This is a genomic window from Streptomyces sp. NBC_01176, assembly GCF_045039825.1.
Lineage (GTDB): Bacteria > Actinomycetota > Actinomycetes > Streptomycetales > Streptomycetaceae > Streptomyces.
In genome coordinates this window covers 9,594,671-9,608,693 of the sequence record NZ_CP108600.1, presented here as the reverse complement: position 1 = coordinate 9,608,693, position 14,023 = coordinate 9,594,671, and the positions used below count along the sequence as shown (strand labels likewise).

Here is a 14,023-nt window from a genome sequence, read left to right as displayed (position 1 = left end):
GACGCTCCCGGGACGACGTCCGTGCGGGATGCTCCTTCCAGGAGACGCACTTCACCGGCCGCCCGGCGGCGAGGGCACCGGGCGTCGCGGGCGGGGACGACGAACAATTCCGTGCCGTGCCGTCGGCGGGGGTGCAGACTCGCTCCATGACGGAGATGCGGGCGTTCAGGGACGCGGTCGATGTCTGGGCGACCGGCGGTCCCGACGGGCCGGCGGGCGACCTGGCCGTACGACTGGGGGTGCGGACGGCCGTACTGCTGGAAGGCCTGAGCGACCTCGCGGCCGTGGAGGCGCTGGCCGCCCGACGCGGCCGGGACCTGGCCGCCGAGGGGGTGTGCGTCGTACCGATGGGCGGGGCGATGAGCGTCGGCCGCTACGCCGGCCTCCTCGGACCGCCCGGCCTCGGTCTGCGCCTGACCGGACTGTGCGACGAGGGCGAGCGGGGCTTCTACGAACGCGGCCTGGAGCGGGCACGGGCGCCCTACCGGGGCTTCTTCGTGTGCGTGACGGATCTGGAGGACGAACTCATCCGCGCGCTGGGCGCAGCAAGGGTCGAGGAGATCGTCCAGGCCGAGGGCGACCTCCGTGCCTGGCGGACCTTTCTGCGCCAGCCCGCACACCACGGTCGGCCCCGGCAGCAGCAGTTGCGGCGCTTCCTCGGCACGAAGAGAGGCCGCAAGATCCGCTACGGCCGCCTCCTCGTCGAGGCCCTCGACCCCCAACGGATACCGACCCCGCTCGACGGCCTCCTGACGATCCTGTGAGCCGACGTGAGCCGGCGCATGAGCAAGGCCGCGGTGACGACAGTGCTCGAGCGCGGGCCGTCGGTCATGTGACCGGATGACGCGGCCCGCTCGGGCTCCGGCCCGCACGCCGACGCCTGTCCTGGTGTCCCTCGCACGGAGAGGAACTCGGCGATCCCGTAGTACGGTCACGCACGACGGCGGGCGCGGGAAGAGGAACCCATGAACCAGAACTCAGGTGAAGCCGGACGCCTCGAGGACGCGGTTCTCACGCGCGCCGCGCAGGCGGGGGAGGTCAGCGCCCTGGGGCTGTTGCTGGAACGGCACCGGGCGGGTATGCGCGCGGTGGCGCTGAGCATCCTCGGGCCGGGGCCCGACGTGGACGACGTGGTCCAGGACGCGGCCGTGACCGCGCTGCGCCGCGTGCGCGACGTCCGCGACCCGGCGGCCGTGGGCGCCTGGCTACGGATGATTGTGCGCAACGCCAGCCGGTCCCTGTTGCGCGCCTCCGTCCCCTCCCAGCCGATCGACGATCTGCAGGTGCCCTCCACGGACACCGCTCCGGAACGGTGGCTGGAGCACCACACGATGCGCAACTGGATCTGGGAGGCCATGGAGGAGCTCTCTCCCACGCTGCGCCTGCCCCTGATCCTGCGCCACTTCAGCACCACCGTCACCTCCTACGAGCGGATAGCCGACGCCTGCGGGGTCCCGGTCGGCACGGTCCGCAGCCGGCTCAGCCAAGGACGGGCCAGGCTCGCGACCGCCCTCGCCGCCACGGCGGACGCCCCGCACGGCGACACCGCACAGCGCGTCCGCGCCAGCCGTGCCGAGGCACACGAGACACTGGCCGCCGCCGAGAACGGACGCTTCGGCGCGCTGATGACGGAGCGCTGGTCGCCCGAGATCGCCCTGCTCAGGGGGAACGAGCCGGTGGGTGGCAGGAACGTCCTGGCGCGCGGCATGGACGGTGACCTCGAGGCCGGTGTACGCCAGCGCCTCGCCCACACCGTGGCCGGCCGCTCCCTCGTCGTCTGGGAGATGGACCTCCTCAACCCCGCGGACAACCCCGACCACTGCCCGCCCTCGGTGGCCTGGCTGATGACCCTGGACGACGCCGGTCGTCCGCACCGGCTGCGCCTCCTGCACCCCAGGCCGGTGCGGGCCCTCCAGTCACTCGCCCCGATGTGACGGGCATCACGTGACTCGGATCGAACTTCGTCCTCTCCCCCGCGTCCTGCCGGTGTCATCGACACCTGCCGGACACGGAGATCCCATGACCACCTTCGAGACAAGCCCTCTGGCCACCGGAACCCACACCGTCGAGATCGACGGAGTGGCTCAGCGCTATCACGTCCACGGCACGGGGCCGGTGTGCGTCGCGCATTCCGGCGGACCGGGCATCGACTGGGCGTACCTGCGCATGCCCGCGTTGGAGCGGCACCTGACGATGGTGTACCCGGAGCCGATCGGGAGCGGTGCCTCCGGCCGTCTGCCCTCCCACCCCCACGGCTACACCCGGCCCCGCTACAGCCGGTTCCTCGGCGCACTGATCGAACACCTCGGCGCCCCCGAGGTGCACCTCCTGGGCCACTCGCACGGCGGCTTCGTCGTCCAGTACCACGCTCTGCACCACCCTCAGCGCGTCGCCGGGGTGATCCTCTACGAGAGCGCACCGCTGACCGGGCCCGAACACGGCGCCGAGGCCATGCGCCTGGTGCAGTTGTTCGCGGCACGCCACGCCGACCATCCCGGACTCCCCGAGGTCCTGGCGGCTTTCCAGGCCATCCCCACCATCTCCGACGACGCACGGATGACCGCCGTCGCCAAGGGGCTGCTCCCCTCGTACTTCGCCGACTACTGGGGCCGGGAGGAGGAGTTCGCCCCCTTCCGCGCCTCCGTGCGGGCCGCCCACATCTCGGGGCTGGACGAGAACCTCTCCCCCGACGTCATCGACGACCGTGAGGACCTCGACTCGCTCTCCGTGCCGGCTCTCGTCGTCGTCGGCCGGCATGACGTCATCTGCGGGGTGCGGTGGGCGGAGGAACTGCACCGCCTGATTCCCGGATCCGACCTGCTGATCCTGGAGAACAGCGGGCACTTCGGTCATCTCGAGGAACCGGAGGCCTTCGCGCGGGCGGTGACCCGGTTCGTGACGGCCGCAGCGCCAAGCAGGGCCTGACCGTCCCGTCGGCCCTGCTTGGCGCACACCTGAGGGGCTGTTGAGGCGAAGCGTCCTGCCGGACGTGGCCGGCCGGGGACGACGGCACGGGCGCGGTGCGCACCTGTCGCGGGTGCGCATCGCGCCAGGCCGACCTCGCGGCCGGCCACCCGGACCGGACCACCGCCCCGTCAGGAAAAAAAGCGCTTCCCGGTCGGCTCGGCGATGTCGAGAATCCGTGGCCTGCTCCGTCCCGGCATCGAACGCGTCCACAATGGGTCGCACCAGCACCGAGGAGAACCACGATGGCCAAGTACCTGCTGCTCAAGCACTACCGCGGCGCCCCCGCTCCGGCCAACGACGTGCCCATGGACCAGTGGACGCCTGAGGAGATCTCGGCCCACGTGCAGTACATGCGCGACTTCGCGGAACGTCTCGAGGAGACCGGCGAATTCGTCGACAGCCAGGCGCTCTCGCCCGAGGGGACCTTCGTCCGGTACGACGGTGAGGGTCGGCCGCCGGTCACCGACGGCCCCTTCGCCGAGACCAAGGACCTCATCGCCGGCTGGATGGTGATCGACGTCGACACCTACGAGCGCGCCGTCGAGCTGGCCGGCGAGCTGTCGGCGGCCCCCGGGGCGGGCGGCAAGCCGATCCACGAGTGGCTCGAGCTGCGTCCGTTCCTGGGCGTGCACCCCACCGTCACGGAGTGACCTCCCAGGTGAACGAGGTTCTGCTCCGTAGCCTCACGCCGAGCGTGCTCGGGATCCTCGTCCGCCGCGGAGCCGACTTCGCGGCGGCCGAGGACGCCGTGCAGGACGCGCTGGTCGAGGCGGTCCGGGTCTGGCCGGACAACCCGCCCCAGGACCCCAAGGGCTGGCTGGTCACCGTGGCCTGGCGCCGGTTCCTCGACGCGACCCGGGCGGACGCCGCCCGGCGCCGGCGCGAGGAATCCGTCGACAGGGAGCCGGCGCCCGGTCCCGCGCCCGCGGCGGACGACACACTCCAGCTCTACTTCCTGTGCGCCCACCCGGCGCTGACGCCGTCGTCAGCGGTCGCGCTCACGCTGCGCGCCGTCGGCGGGCTGACCACCCGCCAGATCGCCCAGGCCTACCTGGTGCCCGAGGCGACCATGGCGCAGCGCATCAGCCGGGCCAAGCGCACGGTCTCCGGCGTCGGGGTATCCCCCACTCGAGGGAAGACGCGAGCTGGGGGAAGGTTCGACCAGCCCGGCGACGTCGCCACCGTGTTGCGGGTCCTCTATCTGGTCTTCAACGAGGGCTACTCGGGCGACGTCGACCTCGCCGCCGAGGCCATCCGGCTCACCCGGCAGCTCGCGGCCGCGATCGACCACCCCGAGGTGGCGGGGCTGCTCGCCCTCATGCTGCTGCACCACGCCCGGCGCGCCGCCCGGACCGCGCCCGACGGCAGTCTGGTGCCGCTCGCCCAGCAGGACCGCGGCCGGTGGGACACCGAGTCGATCGCCGAGGGTGTCGCGATCCTCCAGGCGGCCCTCGCCCGCGACCGGCTGGGTGAGTTCCAGGCCCAGGCGGCCATCGCTGCACTCCACGCCGACGCGCCCACCGCCGAGGAGACCGACTGGGTGCAGATCGTCGAGTGGTACGACGAACTCACGCGCCTGACCGACAGCCCGGTCGTCCGGCTCAACCGAGCGGTGGCCGTCGGCGAGGCCGACGGACCGCGCGCCGGTCTGGCGGCGCTCAGGGCGCTGGACGACTCGCTGCCCCGCCACACCGCGGTGGCGGCGTACCTCCACGAGCGCGTCGGCGACCTGGCGACCGCGGCACGGCTGTACGCCGAGGCGGCCCGGAAGGCACCCGACCTCGCCGAACGCGATCACCTGACACGCCAGGCCGCCCGGCTCAACGCCCGCGGACGTCGCTGAGGTCTCGTTCGTCATATGCGCCCGCCGGCCGATGAGTTGGTGGCGTCCAGGCCGTTGCGGGCGCGCGGCAGCCGGATCTTCCGCATGGTCCGGGTGGCGGGGGGCTGCTCCACCCACCGCACTTCGGGGGCCAGGCCGACGGCGACTTGCCGACCCGGTCCGAGGACCGGCTCGGCAAGCAGGCCGCCCGCCTCCGGAGCAGTGCGGCGGGTCAGGTCACCGGCGAGTTCGACGACCGGCGGCAGCGACGTCACGGCCACGGATGGCCGGTTCGCGGTTCAGGGCCCCTCGTCGCCGGTCGCTCGGGGGACGTTGAGGGCCAGTACGGCCGTGTCGTCGTCCACACCGGTACCGAAGGTGTCGAGCAGGTCCCGGATCGCGGCCACGGCGTCATGAGCCGTGGTGGGTGCCAGCTCCTGGGCGAACTCCAGGAGAGCGTCGTCGCCGTAGCGGCGGCCGGCGCTCGCGGAGTGGGCCTCGGTGAGGCCGTCGGTGTACAGGAGCAGCGTGTCGCCGGGGTCGAGGCGGACCGTGGTGGTGCTGATGTGGGCGTCCGACAGCACACCGATCAACTGGCCGCCGACCGTGGGCAGAAAGTCGGCCCCGCCGTCCGCGCGCAACAGCAGGGCCGGGGGGTGACCACCGCTCGCCAGGCTGACCCTGAAGCCGCGCTCCCCGCCGTCGGGGGTGAGCAGGCCGAAGATGACGGTACAGAACCGCGGGTCCTGGCCGTGATACTCGTGGTTCAGGACCGTGTTGAGGTTGGTGAGCACGGCAGCCGGGTCGGGGTTGTACACGGCGGCTGCGCGGAGTGTGTAGCGGGTCAGGGAGGTGACGGCCGCGGCTGCCGCCCCTTTGCCGCAGACGTCACCCAGGAAGAACCCCCAGGTCCCGGCGGACAGGGGGAACAGGTCGTAGAAGTCGCCGCCGACCTCGTCCGCGGAGGCGACGTGGTAGTGCGCGGCGACGTCGAGACCGGGCACGTTGACCAGGGTGGGTGGCAGAAGTGTCTTCTGCAGGGTGGCGTTGAGGCGCTTGAGGCGTTCGCGTTCCCGATCGGATTCCTGGCGGGCGCGCAGGAGCTCGACCTCGTACGCACGGCGGTCGCGGGCGTCGAAGACGGTGGTGCGGATCAGCAGGGGCTCCCCGCCGGTGCCCGTACGGATGGTGGAGGTCACCAGGACCGGCAGACGGCTGCCGTCGGCGGCTCTGAGTTCCAGGGCGACACCGCTGATCTCGCCCTGCATGCGCAGCAGCGGAGCGAAGTGGGTCTCGTGGTAGAGGCGACCGCCGACGGTGAGCAGGTCCGAGAACTTCCTGCGGCCCACCAGGTCGGCGCCGGTGTAGCCGAGCCAGTCCAGCAACGTGGTGTTGATCTTCGCGATGAGGCCGTCCAGCGTGGTGGAGAGGTAGCCGCACGGCGCGTGTTCGTACAGATCCTCGACGCTGTCCTCCAGCAGCGCCGAGAACATCGCGTGGTCGTCGCCCGGCCGACCCTGCGGGATCGAATTCTCGCTCCGTTCGTTGCCGCCGGGCCCGCATGTCATCGGCCGGCCCCGGCGAAGGCCGCGATGGCGGCTGCGGTCTCCTCGGGGGCGGCGAGCTGCGGGCAGTGCCCGGTGGCGTTCAGCGTGATGAGGCGACTGTCCGGAATCTGCGACTGCACGAAGACACCCACCTCCGGCGGCGCGATCGCGTCGCTGGAACACTGCGCGACCAGGGTCGGAACCCGCACCCGGGCGAGGTCCTCGCGATTGTCGGACAGGAACGTCACCCGGGCGAAGCTGCGGGCGATGTCCGGGTCGGTGCGGCAGAAGCTGTTGGTCAGCTCCTCGCCCAGTTCGGGGCGGTCGGGATTGCCCGCGATCACCGGGGCCATGGCACCCGACCAGCCCAGATAGTTCGCGTCCAGCGACTCGAGCAGTTCCTCGATGTCCTGGGAGCTGAATCCGCCCCTGTATCCGGAGGCCGGGTCGTCGATGAAACACGGTGACGGGGCGAGGAGGACGAGGCCGGCGAACGTGTCCGGCTCCTGTTCCGCGGCGAGAACACCCATCATCGCGCTCACGGAGTGGCCCACGAAGGTCACGGGCCCGAGCGCAAGATCACGGCAGATCTCGAGGACGTCCTCGGCGTAACCACGCATCGTCGAGTAGCGCCGCTGGCTCCACGACGACAGGTCCGAGCGGCCCGCTCCGACGTGATCGAAGAGCACCACGGTGAAATCGGGCGCCAACAGCGGCACCACGAGCCGCCACATGTTCTGGTCGCACCCGAATCCGTGCGCGAGCATCACCACCGGGGCATCGGGGCGGCCGGTCACCGTCACATGGTTCCTGCTCCGCACGTCCATACGGGACATCCTCGCAGACCGGCCCGTGGCCCCCCGGTGCCCAGCGCCTCCGCTCGCCGCGCCACCCGAAGCGGGGTCTGGCGATCATCCGCGTGCTGGGTCGTCGAGTCGGCGACGGGGCCTCGTACGGTCGCGGGGTGCAAAGGCAAGCCACGCCCGCGAGTGACGTGGAGTGACCACGCCGATACCCAAGATCACGGGCTCTCTCCTCGAAGCGAGAGATATGACCGTTTTAAGTATTTACGTGGACCTTATGGGTAGATGGTGGATGTATCCCCTCTCCCATGGAGGCCATCATGGCGTCAACCCATCACGCGCCCATCGAAGAACACCCCGACCTCATGGAGCTGCGCGCCCAGCACGACCGCGCCGCGACCACCCCACGCGCCCAGATGATCGAGGCGCTGGCCCTCATCACCGGCCTGTACCTCGCCGCGTCCCCCTGGATATGCGGCTTCAACGGCGCCACCACGCTCACCGTCACCAACCTCATCGTCGGCATCGCGTACATGCTGCTGCTGGGAGGCCTCGGCAGTTCCTACGAGCGCACCCACTCCATGGCCTGGGCCGCCGCCGTCATCGGCATCTGGACCTGTGTCGCCCCCTGGGTCGTCGCCGGCGACGTCGCCCACACCCGCTCCATCACCAGCAACCTCATCACCGGCGCCATCGCGACCGTCATCGCCGTCGCCGCCGCCGTTGCCACCACCTCCGCCGCCCGCGGCCACACCGAGGGCCGCCGCGGCAGCACCCGCGCCCAGGACGACCGCAGTGCCATGCCACTGGGACGCGACGACCGCTGAGTCCTCGGATCCCCGCATCACCGCCAGGAGGACCGCACGCCCGCCGCCTCCTGGCGGCCACGGCTGCCGTGGGCAGCGTCCACCGCCGTCGCGCGACGCGTCGGCGAGGCCATCGCGCCCGCTGCCGACGCGCAGGCCGCGCCCGCGGGGAGTCGTCAGGCCACCTGCACGCCGACCGGAACTGGCGCGCGACGTCGTGGAGTTCGGGCCGGCGGTGCGCCCGACAGGAGCGGCAGTGAGTTTCCTGGGTGGCACCCGGGGCACCCGTGACACCGGTGATCATTCGTCCGCGATGCCCTGCACCATCCGAAAGGAGACACATGCTCTTCCTCGTCGCCGCTTTCCTTCTCCTCGGAGTCGTGGTGGGTGCCGCGGCGCACCTGCCGCTTCCCGTCACGCTGGCGGCCGCCACGGCCATCGGCTGCTGGTTGCTCGTCTACGGTCTGCGAAGGCACCGTGGCGACAACGGCACGGCGCGGAAGCCCGCTTCCTACAGCGGTGAGGAGGCCCGGTGAGCCGGCCCGTTCCCGAGACCGCGCAGACGTCGTGGCGTCGCGACCCGTACAGCCTGGCCGCGGCATCCTTCGTTCTCGGCCTGGTCGGTCTGCTGGTCTTCAACCTGGTCCTGGGCCCGACCGCCGTCGTTCTCGGGCTTGTCGCCCTGCACCGCGGCACCACCCATCGCCATCGGGCGTACCTCGGGATCCTGCTGGGTGCCACGGATCTGATCGTGCTCGCCCTGGTGACCGCGGCCGACCACACCGTCGCGTGGCACATCTGAGCGCACGCCAGGCGACGGCACGACCATGTCGCGGGCATCGCCGCCGTGATCGGCACCCCCACGAAGTCGCCTGCGGACAAGGCCCGTTGACGGGCCGCGAAAGGAGACCAGCAACCATGCGCATCGCATTCTTGACGGCGCCGGAGGGCGTCGAGCAGATCGAGCTCACCGAGCCCTGGGAGGCGGTGACCGAGGCGGGCGGTGAGGCCGTTCTCGTGTCGACGAAGCCCGGCCGGATCCAAGCCTTCAACCATCTGGACAAGGCGGACACCTTCCCCGTCGACCAGGTCGTCGCCGACGTCTCGGCCGAGTCCTTCGACGGCCTGGTGCTGCCCGGTGGCGTGGCCAACCCGGACGCGCTGCGCCTCGACGAAGGGGCGCTCTCCTTCGTACGCGACTTCTTCGACCAGGGCCGGCCCGTGGCCGCGATCTGCCATGCCGCCTGGACGCTGGTCGAAGCGGGCGTCGTCCCGGGCCGCGTGCTCACTTCGTGGCCGAGCCTGCGGACGGACATCCGCAACGCGGGCGGCACCTGGGTCGACGAGCAGGTGCACGTCTGCGACCAGGGCCCGAACGTCCTGATCACCAGCCGCAAGCCGGATGACCTGGAGGCGTTCCGTGAGGCGTTCCTGACGGAGTTCGCGAAGGCGTCACCGAAGACGGCCTCGTGACGGGCGGGACGCCCCTCGGACACAGAGCCCGCCCAGCAGGCAGAACCCGTTTGCACGAGCCAGGCGTGCGCCTTGTCCACGGTCGGCAGGACAGGCGATTAAATACCGGAACATGACTACTGAGCCGCAGCGCTTCCACGTCCTGTTGGTCCCCGAACACGTCGAGAACAGCGGCGGCGCCTCGCTGGAGGAGTTGGCCGTGCGCTCAGCGGTGGTCGAGGCGACAGGCGAGAGGGGCGCCTCGGGCTACCCCCGCTACGCCGGCGAGGGGATCGTGGCCGACATCGACCCCCGAACACGGACGGTCGAGGCGGTGCTGGTCGACGGTGCGGAACTGGACTACGGGCTGAACGTCAGGGTCGCCCCCTGACCGGTCCCGTTCTCCCGATGACGCGGGCGTTCCTCGTGGGGCCTCCCGCCGGATGACACTTACCCACCCCATGGTGCTTCCCGCCGCAGTCACTCCTGGTCGGCGAAGACGCTGGTATCCAGGTGTTCGAGGAGGTCGACGGGGTCCCGGTACACCGCGCGGGCACCCGCCGCCTCCAGGTCCGCGCGCGGGAGCCCGCCGGACAGTACCGCCACGGGGGTCACCCCGTCGCGTACGGCGGCCTTCATGTCCCAGACGGTGTCGCCGACGAACACGGCCCTTCCGCTCGGGACGCCCGCCAGGGCTCTGGCCTCGGCGACGGGATCAGGGGCGGGCTTGCCGTCGGCGACGTCGTCCGCGCTGGCCGACCCGAGGATGACGTCGTCCGCGTCGATGGCCCTGCGCAACGCAGTGAGTTCCGCGCCACCCGCCGAGGTGGCCAGTACGATCTCCCACCCGCGCGCGGCCAGGGCGCGCAGCAGGTCGGCCGCCGAGTCCAGTGGCGGCAGCCGGTCGAAGTACGTGCCGTAGAGGGCGTGGTGGGCGGCGGTGAGTTGCTCGTCGCCGTCACGGTCGCGGTCCTCGCCGAGCAGATGCTCGATCAGGTCGCCTCCACTGAGGCCCACGGCCCGGTGGATCTCCCGCATGGGAACGCGGTGGCCCGCCTGCCGGAAGGCCTCCCACCAGGTGACGACATGCAGGTGATTGGTGTCGACCAGCGTTCCGTCGACGTCGAAGATCGCGGCACGTTTCATGGTCATCCCGGTCGGCCTCGGCCTTTCACAGAGCGCGCAGGGCGGGGAGCAGCTTCTGCTGGGCCCACTCCAGGTACGGTTCCTGGTGGTCGCCGCCGATCTGGACGAGGGCGACCTCGGTGAACCCCGCATCCACGTACGGGGCGACGGCCTCGACGACGGCGTCCACGTCGTCGCCGCAGGGAATGGACCGGGCCACGTCCTCGGGCCGTACGAACTGGGTGGCGCCGGTGAATCCGGCAGGCCCGGGGAGTTCGGAGTTGACCGGCCAGCCGCTGCCGAACCAGCGGAACTGGTCGTGGGCGCGGGCGATCGCCGCGTCGCGGTCGGTGTCGTAACAGATCGGCAGCTGACCGACCTTGGGCTTGCCCGCGCCGCCGTGCCGGTCGAACGCGGAGATCAGGGCGGGTTCGGGTTCCGTGGCGATCAGAAGATCCGCGAGGTGGCCCGCCAGTTCGCACGAGCGGTCGCCGGAGACGGCGACACCGATCGGCGGGGGCGCGTCGGGCAGATCCCACAACCTGGCGTTCTCGACGTCGAAGTGGGCACCGTGACGGCTGACGGATCCCCCCGCGAAGAGCGAGCGGATGATCTCCACCGCCTCCTCCAGCTTCTCCAGCCGCACCTGCGCGGCGGGCCATCCGCCTCCCACCACATGCTCGTTGAGGTTCTCCCCGGAGCCGAGTCCCAGGCGGAAGCGCCCCTGTGAGAGGAGCTGCACGGTGGCGGCCTTCTGGGCGACCACGGCCGGGTGGTAGCGGGTCGTCGGGCACGTCACGTAGGTCATCAGGGGAATGCGTTCGGTGGCCTGCGCCGCGGCACCGAGAACGCTCCATGCGTAGGGGGCGTGCCCCTGGGACTCCAGCCAAGGGAAGTAGTGATCGGACGTGACCGAGAAGTCGAATCCGGCGCGTTCGGCTCCGACCACGTGGCCGACGAGCTCTCGCGGACCGGCCTGCTCGGTCATCATCGTGTAGCCGATCTGGACCATGACGCTCTTCTCCTCGTGGGTCGTCCGTGCGAGCGGTGCCGCCGAGGGGCGGGCCCGGCAGCGCGCCGCGATGTCGGAGTCCTGCCTCACTGCGGCTTCGTCCGCAGCTGCAGATCGACCTCCTTCTCCTGGTCACCCGACGCCGTGCCCTGCTCGTGCACGGCGAACGCGGCACTCAGGGCTTCACAGACTTGGTCCACGGCGACGTACCCGCCCTGCAGCGTGGCGGTGAGCGAACCCTCGAGCGGGGTCGGCCCGGCGGGCACGCTCAGGCGCTCCCGCGTCGGCTCGAACTCCGCGGTCCACACGACGGAGTGGCCGGCCTCCTGCTCCTGGGGCATGTCGCCGGCGGCCCGGTCGGTGGGAAAGGCCGTCCGCAGCACCTCGAAGACGGCGGCGGCGTCCTCCTGGGACGCTCCGGTGAGAGACACGGTGACCATCGGAGTCACACTCCTTCTCGCTGGGGTAGGACGGTGTTCTGCTGACGTACGACGGTGTACTCGGGCCTCCCCGGAGGTGATCCGGTCCGCCGGTCAGGGCCGACCGCGCAGTACGCGCAGCCCGGGCGAACGGACTCGCGTCCACAATCACCACCGTCCCTTCCAGCCTCCCCCGCCGGAGCTCCCGGGGCACGCGGAGCGCGACGGGCGGTCGCGCACACCGGGTACGACGACGTCCACTGCCGCGGGACGAGACACTCCTGCGGCCGGTGCCGCCGGCGTCCGCACCAGCGGTCACCCGAGGCGCAGGTACCCCGGCAGTCGGCGATGATGCCGCCGGTCGAAGCCCCCTCGGGGCCGGCCGGTGGCTGCGCGGGGCCCCGGGGCTCCACTTCGGCCCTGTGCGACCGCCGCTTCCGGGGCGCGTAGGCGCAGCCGCCTCGCGCCGCCCGGAAGGCGCACCTCACCTGTTCTCCACTTCCTTTCCCTCTCGCTCACGGCAGGGGACGCTCCGACACGTTTGTGACCCGGCGGCCGGGCAAACGGCACCGTGGAGGTGGTGCCCCCGTGCCGAAGTGGGATTGCGGGCCCGGAAAAGTGAAGGTGGCCGTCCTGGGGGCAGCCGGTTACGTTCGGCAGGCGGTACGGGCCCCGGGCGGTGAGCGGGACGACCTGCTCCTCAGTGTGAAGACCGTCGTCGCGGCCATGATCGCGTGGATGCTGACCCGCCAGTTCCTGCCGCCGGCGGTCGCGACATTCGCTCCGTTCACCGCCATGGTGACGTTGCAGGCGACCTTGTACCGCTCGCTGCGCGACTGTGTGCAATACCTGGTGGCGATATCGGTCGGAGCCACTCTCGCCGCGACGCTGGCGGCCGTCGCGGGCATTCACGGCTGGACGTTCGGCCTGCTCACCCTCGTCGCGCTCTGGCTGGGCCGGGTGAAGCGGCTTGGTCAGCACGGCACACAGGTCGCCGTCGTGGGCTTCTTCGCCTTCTCCTCAGGGGCAGGGCGCATCGGCTACATCGGCCATCTGGCGGCGTCCGTCGTCATCGGCGCGCTCTGCGGACTCGTCGCCCATCTCGCCCTCGTTCCCGCCCGCCACACCCGTCATCGCCAGGAGGCCGCCGCCGACCTGTTCACCGGCATGAGCCGACGCGTCGACAGCCTGGCCGACGCCTTCGACGGGGAGACCCCTGGTCGGGACCAGGTGCGGCAGTGGCGCCAGGCCTGGCTCAGCGCCTCCGGCGACTGCGAGGCCCTGCACCGCAGCATCGAGGCGGAGGAGGAGAACGGTCTCCTCAACCCGCGCCAGAGTGTCGGTGGCGCCGCCGAAGCGCTTTCCCGGGCCCGCGACGCCGTCACGGTCGCCCAGCAGTGCCTGGACCATCTGCGTTCCATCACGCGCACCCTGGACTACGCCATCGACAGCCAGGAACTCGAGAAGCTGCCCGCGTCCTTCCGCTCCGGCCTCGGCGCCCTGCTGCGAACGGTGGCCACCGCGATGGAGGAGATGGGCAGGACCTCCCTCACCGACCCGGGCCGTCTCTCCGAGCTGATCGACGAGGCGGCGGACGAACTCGACATCACCCAGCAGGGGCTTCTGTCGGGCCCGCAACCCCAGCGGGCGGCACCCACGCTGCAGGGCACCCTTCTCACGGACGCCGCACGCCTCCTGGCCGAACTCCGCTCGGACCGTCCGGCGCTGCGCCTGCGCTGAACCCTCCCGGCCGGTCGTCGCCGTGTGCGCGAACGCCTGCCGTCGCCCCCGCATGATGCCCGGACGGAGGGGTACTCGCCGGTCTCAACCAGTTTCAGCTCCTCACCTTTCAGGGCTTGTCCTGGCCATCCAGTCGTGGCCATTCAGCGCCAAGTGATCGAACGGCCTCCCACCGCCGTCCGGCCGGCAGCGGTCGCCCGGGACCGGCACTCGTCGCCATGGACACGGCAGCCGGTGGCTCCACCACCAGGTCTCGCCACTCCGACCGCCCCGTACGAAACCCTTCCCGCCCCGCCCACTCCCCCGGGCTTCAGCCGACGCGCACGCACA

General features: G+C 71.4%; 17 protein-coding genes. 11 read left to right on the top strand and 6 right to left on the bottom strand.

Annotation, left to right across the window (positions count from 1 at the left end; all coding sequences use genetic code 11):
• Positions 1-146 precede the first annotated feature (146 nt).
• From OG199_RS41890 to OG199_RS41870, 5 genes are all read left to right on the top strand, one after another.
• The gene (locus tag OG199_RS41890; protein WP_405834165.1) at positions 147-764 is read left to right on the top strand and encodes a TOPRIM nucleotidyl transferase/hydrolase domain-containing protein; all 618 of its coding nucleotides are present in this window, start codon (positions 147-149) and stop codon (positions 762-764) included.
• A gap of 201 nt (positions 765-965) precedes the next feature.
• On the top strand, positions 966-1,934 hold the full coding sequence (locus OG199_RS41885) for a sigma-70 family RNA polymerase sigma factor (protein WP_356805169.1): 969 nt from the start codon (positions 966-968) through the stop codon (positions 1,932-1,934).
• A gap of 85 nt (positions 1,935-2,019) precedes the next feature.
• Complete coding sequence (locus tag OG199_RS41880; RefSeq protein ID WP_405834162.1) at positions 2,020-2,925, top strand: alpha/beta fold hydrolase; 906 nt, start codon at positions 2,020-2,022, stop codon at positions 2,923-2,925.
• 284 nt (positions 2,926-3,209) lie between these two features.
• Positions 3,210-3,617, top strand: a complete 408-nt coding sequence (locus OG199_RS41875) for a YciI family protein (RefSeq protein WP_405834161.1) — start codon at positions 3,210-3,212, stop codon at positions 3,615-3,617.
• Positions 3,618-3,625: 8 nt separating this feature from the next.
• On the top strand, positions 3,626-4,810 hold the full coding sequence (locus tag OG199_RS41870; protein WP_401803777.1) for an RNA polymerase sigma factor: 1,185 nt from the start codon (positions 3,626-3,628) through the stop codon (positions 4,808-4,810).
• Between the two features lie 11 nt (positions 4,811-4,821).
• Here the strand turns inward: OG199_RS41870 and OG199_RS41865 are convergent, their stop codons facing one another.
• From OG199_RS41865 to OG199_RS41855, 3 genes are read right to left on the bottom strand one after another with little or no spacing between them, the layout of a single operon-like run.
• Positions 4,822-5,070, bottom strand: coding sequence for a hypothetical protein (locus tag OG199_RS41865; protein ID WP_405834159.1), 249 nt, complete (start codon positions 5,068-5,070; stop codon positions 4,822-4,824).
• Positions 5,071-5,088: 18 nt separating this feature from the next.
• Positions 5,089-6,357 carry a SpoIIE family protein phosphatase gene (locus OG199_RS41860; RefSeq protein ID WP_401803196.1) on the bottom strand — a complete coding sequence of 423 codons (1,269 nt, stop codon included), beginning with the start codon at positions 6,355-6,357 and terminating at the stop codon, positions 5,089-5,091.
• Complete coding sequence (locus OG199_RS41855; RefSeq protein WP_356806331.1) at positions 6,354-7,163, bottom strand: alpha/beta hydrolase; 810 nt, start codon at positions 7,161-7,163, stop codon at positions 6,354-6,356. Before OG199_RS41855 ends, OG199_RS41860 begins: the two co-directional genes overlap by 4 nt.
• A gap of 296 nt (positions 7,164-7,459) precedes the next feature.
• Here OG199_RS41855 and OG199_RS41850 point away from each other — a divergent pair, with 296 nt between their 5' ends.
• The 5 genes from OG199_RS41850 to OG199_RS41830 all read left to right on the top strand — a co-directional run bounded on the left by OG199_RS41850 (position 7,460) and on the right by OG199_RS41830 (position 9,788).
• Positions 7,460-7,966 carry an SPW repeat protein gene (locus tag OG199_RS41850; protein ID WP_405834156.1) on the top strand — a complete coding sequence of 169 codons (507 nt, stop codon included), beginning with the start codon at positions 7,460-7,462 and terminating at the stop codon, positions 7,964-7,966.
• Between the two features lie 320 nt (positions 7,967-8,286).
• Positions 8,287-8,481 carry a hypothetical protein gene (locus OG199_RS41845; RefSeq protein WP_405834154.1) on the top strand — a complete coding sequence of 65 codons (195 nt, stop codon included), beginning with the start codon at positions 8,287-8,289 and terminating at the stop codon, positions 8,479-8,481.
• Positions 8,478-8,747 (top strand): DUF4190 domain-containing protein, encoded by a 270-nt coding sequence (locus tag OG199_RS41840; RefSeq protein ID WP_356806335.1) that lies wholly within the window; start codon positions 8,478-8,480, stop codon positions 8,745-8,747. Before OG199_RS41845 ends, OG199_RS41840 begins: the two co-directional genes overlap by 4 nt.
• Positions 8,748-8,863: 116 nt before the next feature.
• A complete protein-coding gene (locus OG199_RS41835; RefSeq protein ID WP_405834152.1) occupies positions 8,864-9,418 on the top strand; it encodes a type 1 glutamine amidotransferase domain-containing protein in 555 nt (184 codons plus the stop codon).
• Between the two features lie 112 nt (positions 9,419-9,530).
• A complete protein-coding gene (locus tag OG199_RS41830; protein ID WP_356806339.1) occupies positions 9,531-9,788 on the top strand; it encodes a hypothetical protein in 258 nt (85 codons plus the stop codon).
• An 89-nt stretch (positions 9,789-9,877) separates the two neighbouring features.
• Here the strand turns inward: OG199_RS41830 and OG199_RS41825 are convergent, their stop codons facing one another.
• The 3 genes from OG199_RS41825 to OG199_RS41815 form a co-directional block, all read right to left on the bottom strand.
• Positions 9,878-10,543: an HAD family hydrolase gene (locus OG199_RS41825; protein WP_405834842.1), complete on the bottom strand. Its 666-nt coding sequence runs from the start codon at positions 10,541-10,543 to the stop codon at positions 9,878-9,880.
• Between the two features lie 25 nt (positions 10,544-10,568).
• The gene (locus OG199_RS41820; protein WP_356806354.1) at positions 10,569-11,534 is read right to left on the bottom strand and encodes an LLM class F420-dependent oxidoreductase; all 966 of its coding nucleotides are present in this window, start codon (positions 11,532-11,534) and stop codon (positions 10,569-10,571) included.
• An 86-nt stretch (positions 11,535-11,620) separates the two neighbouring features.
• Positions 11,621-11,974 carry a hypothetical protein gene (locus OG199_RS41815; RefSeq protein ID WP_405834149.1) on the bottom strand — a complete coding sequence of 118 codons (354 nt, stop codon included), beginning with the start codon at positions 11,972-11,974 and terminating at the stop codon, positions 11,621-11,623.
• A gap of 567 nt (positions 11,975-12,541) precedes the next feature.
• On the opposite strand from OG199_RS41815, the gene OG199_RS41810 reads away from it, so the two are divergent.
• Complete coding sequence (locus OG199_RS41810; RefSeq protein WP_405834147.1) at positions 12,542-13,693, top strand: FUSC family protein; 1,152 nt, start codon at positions 12,542-12,544, stop codon at positions 13,691-13,693.
• The last annotated feature ends 330 nt before the right edge of the window (positions 13,694-14,023 follow it).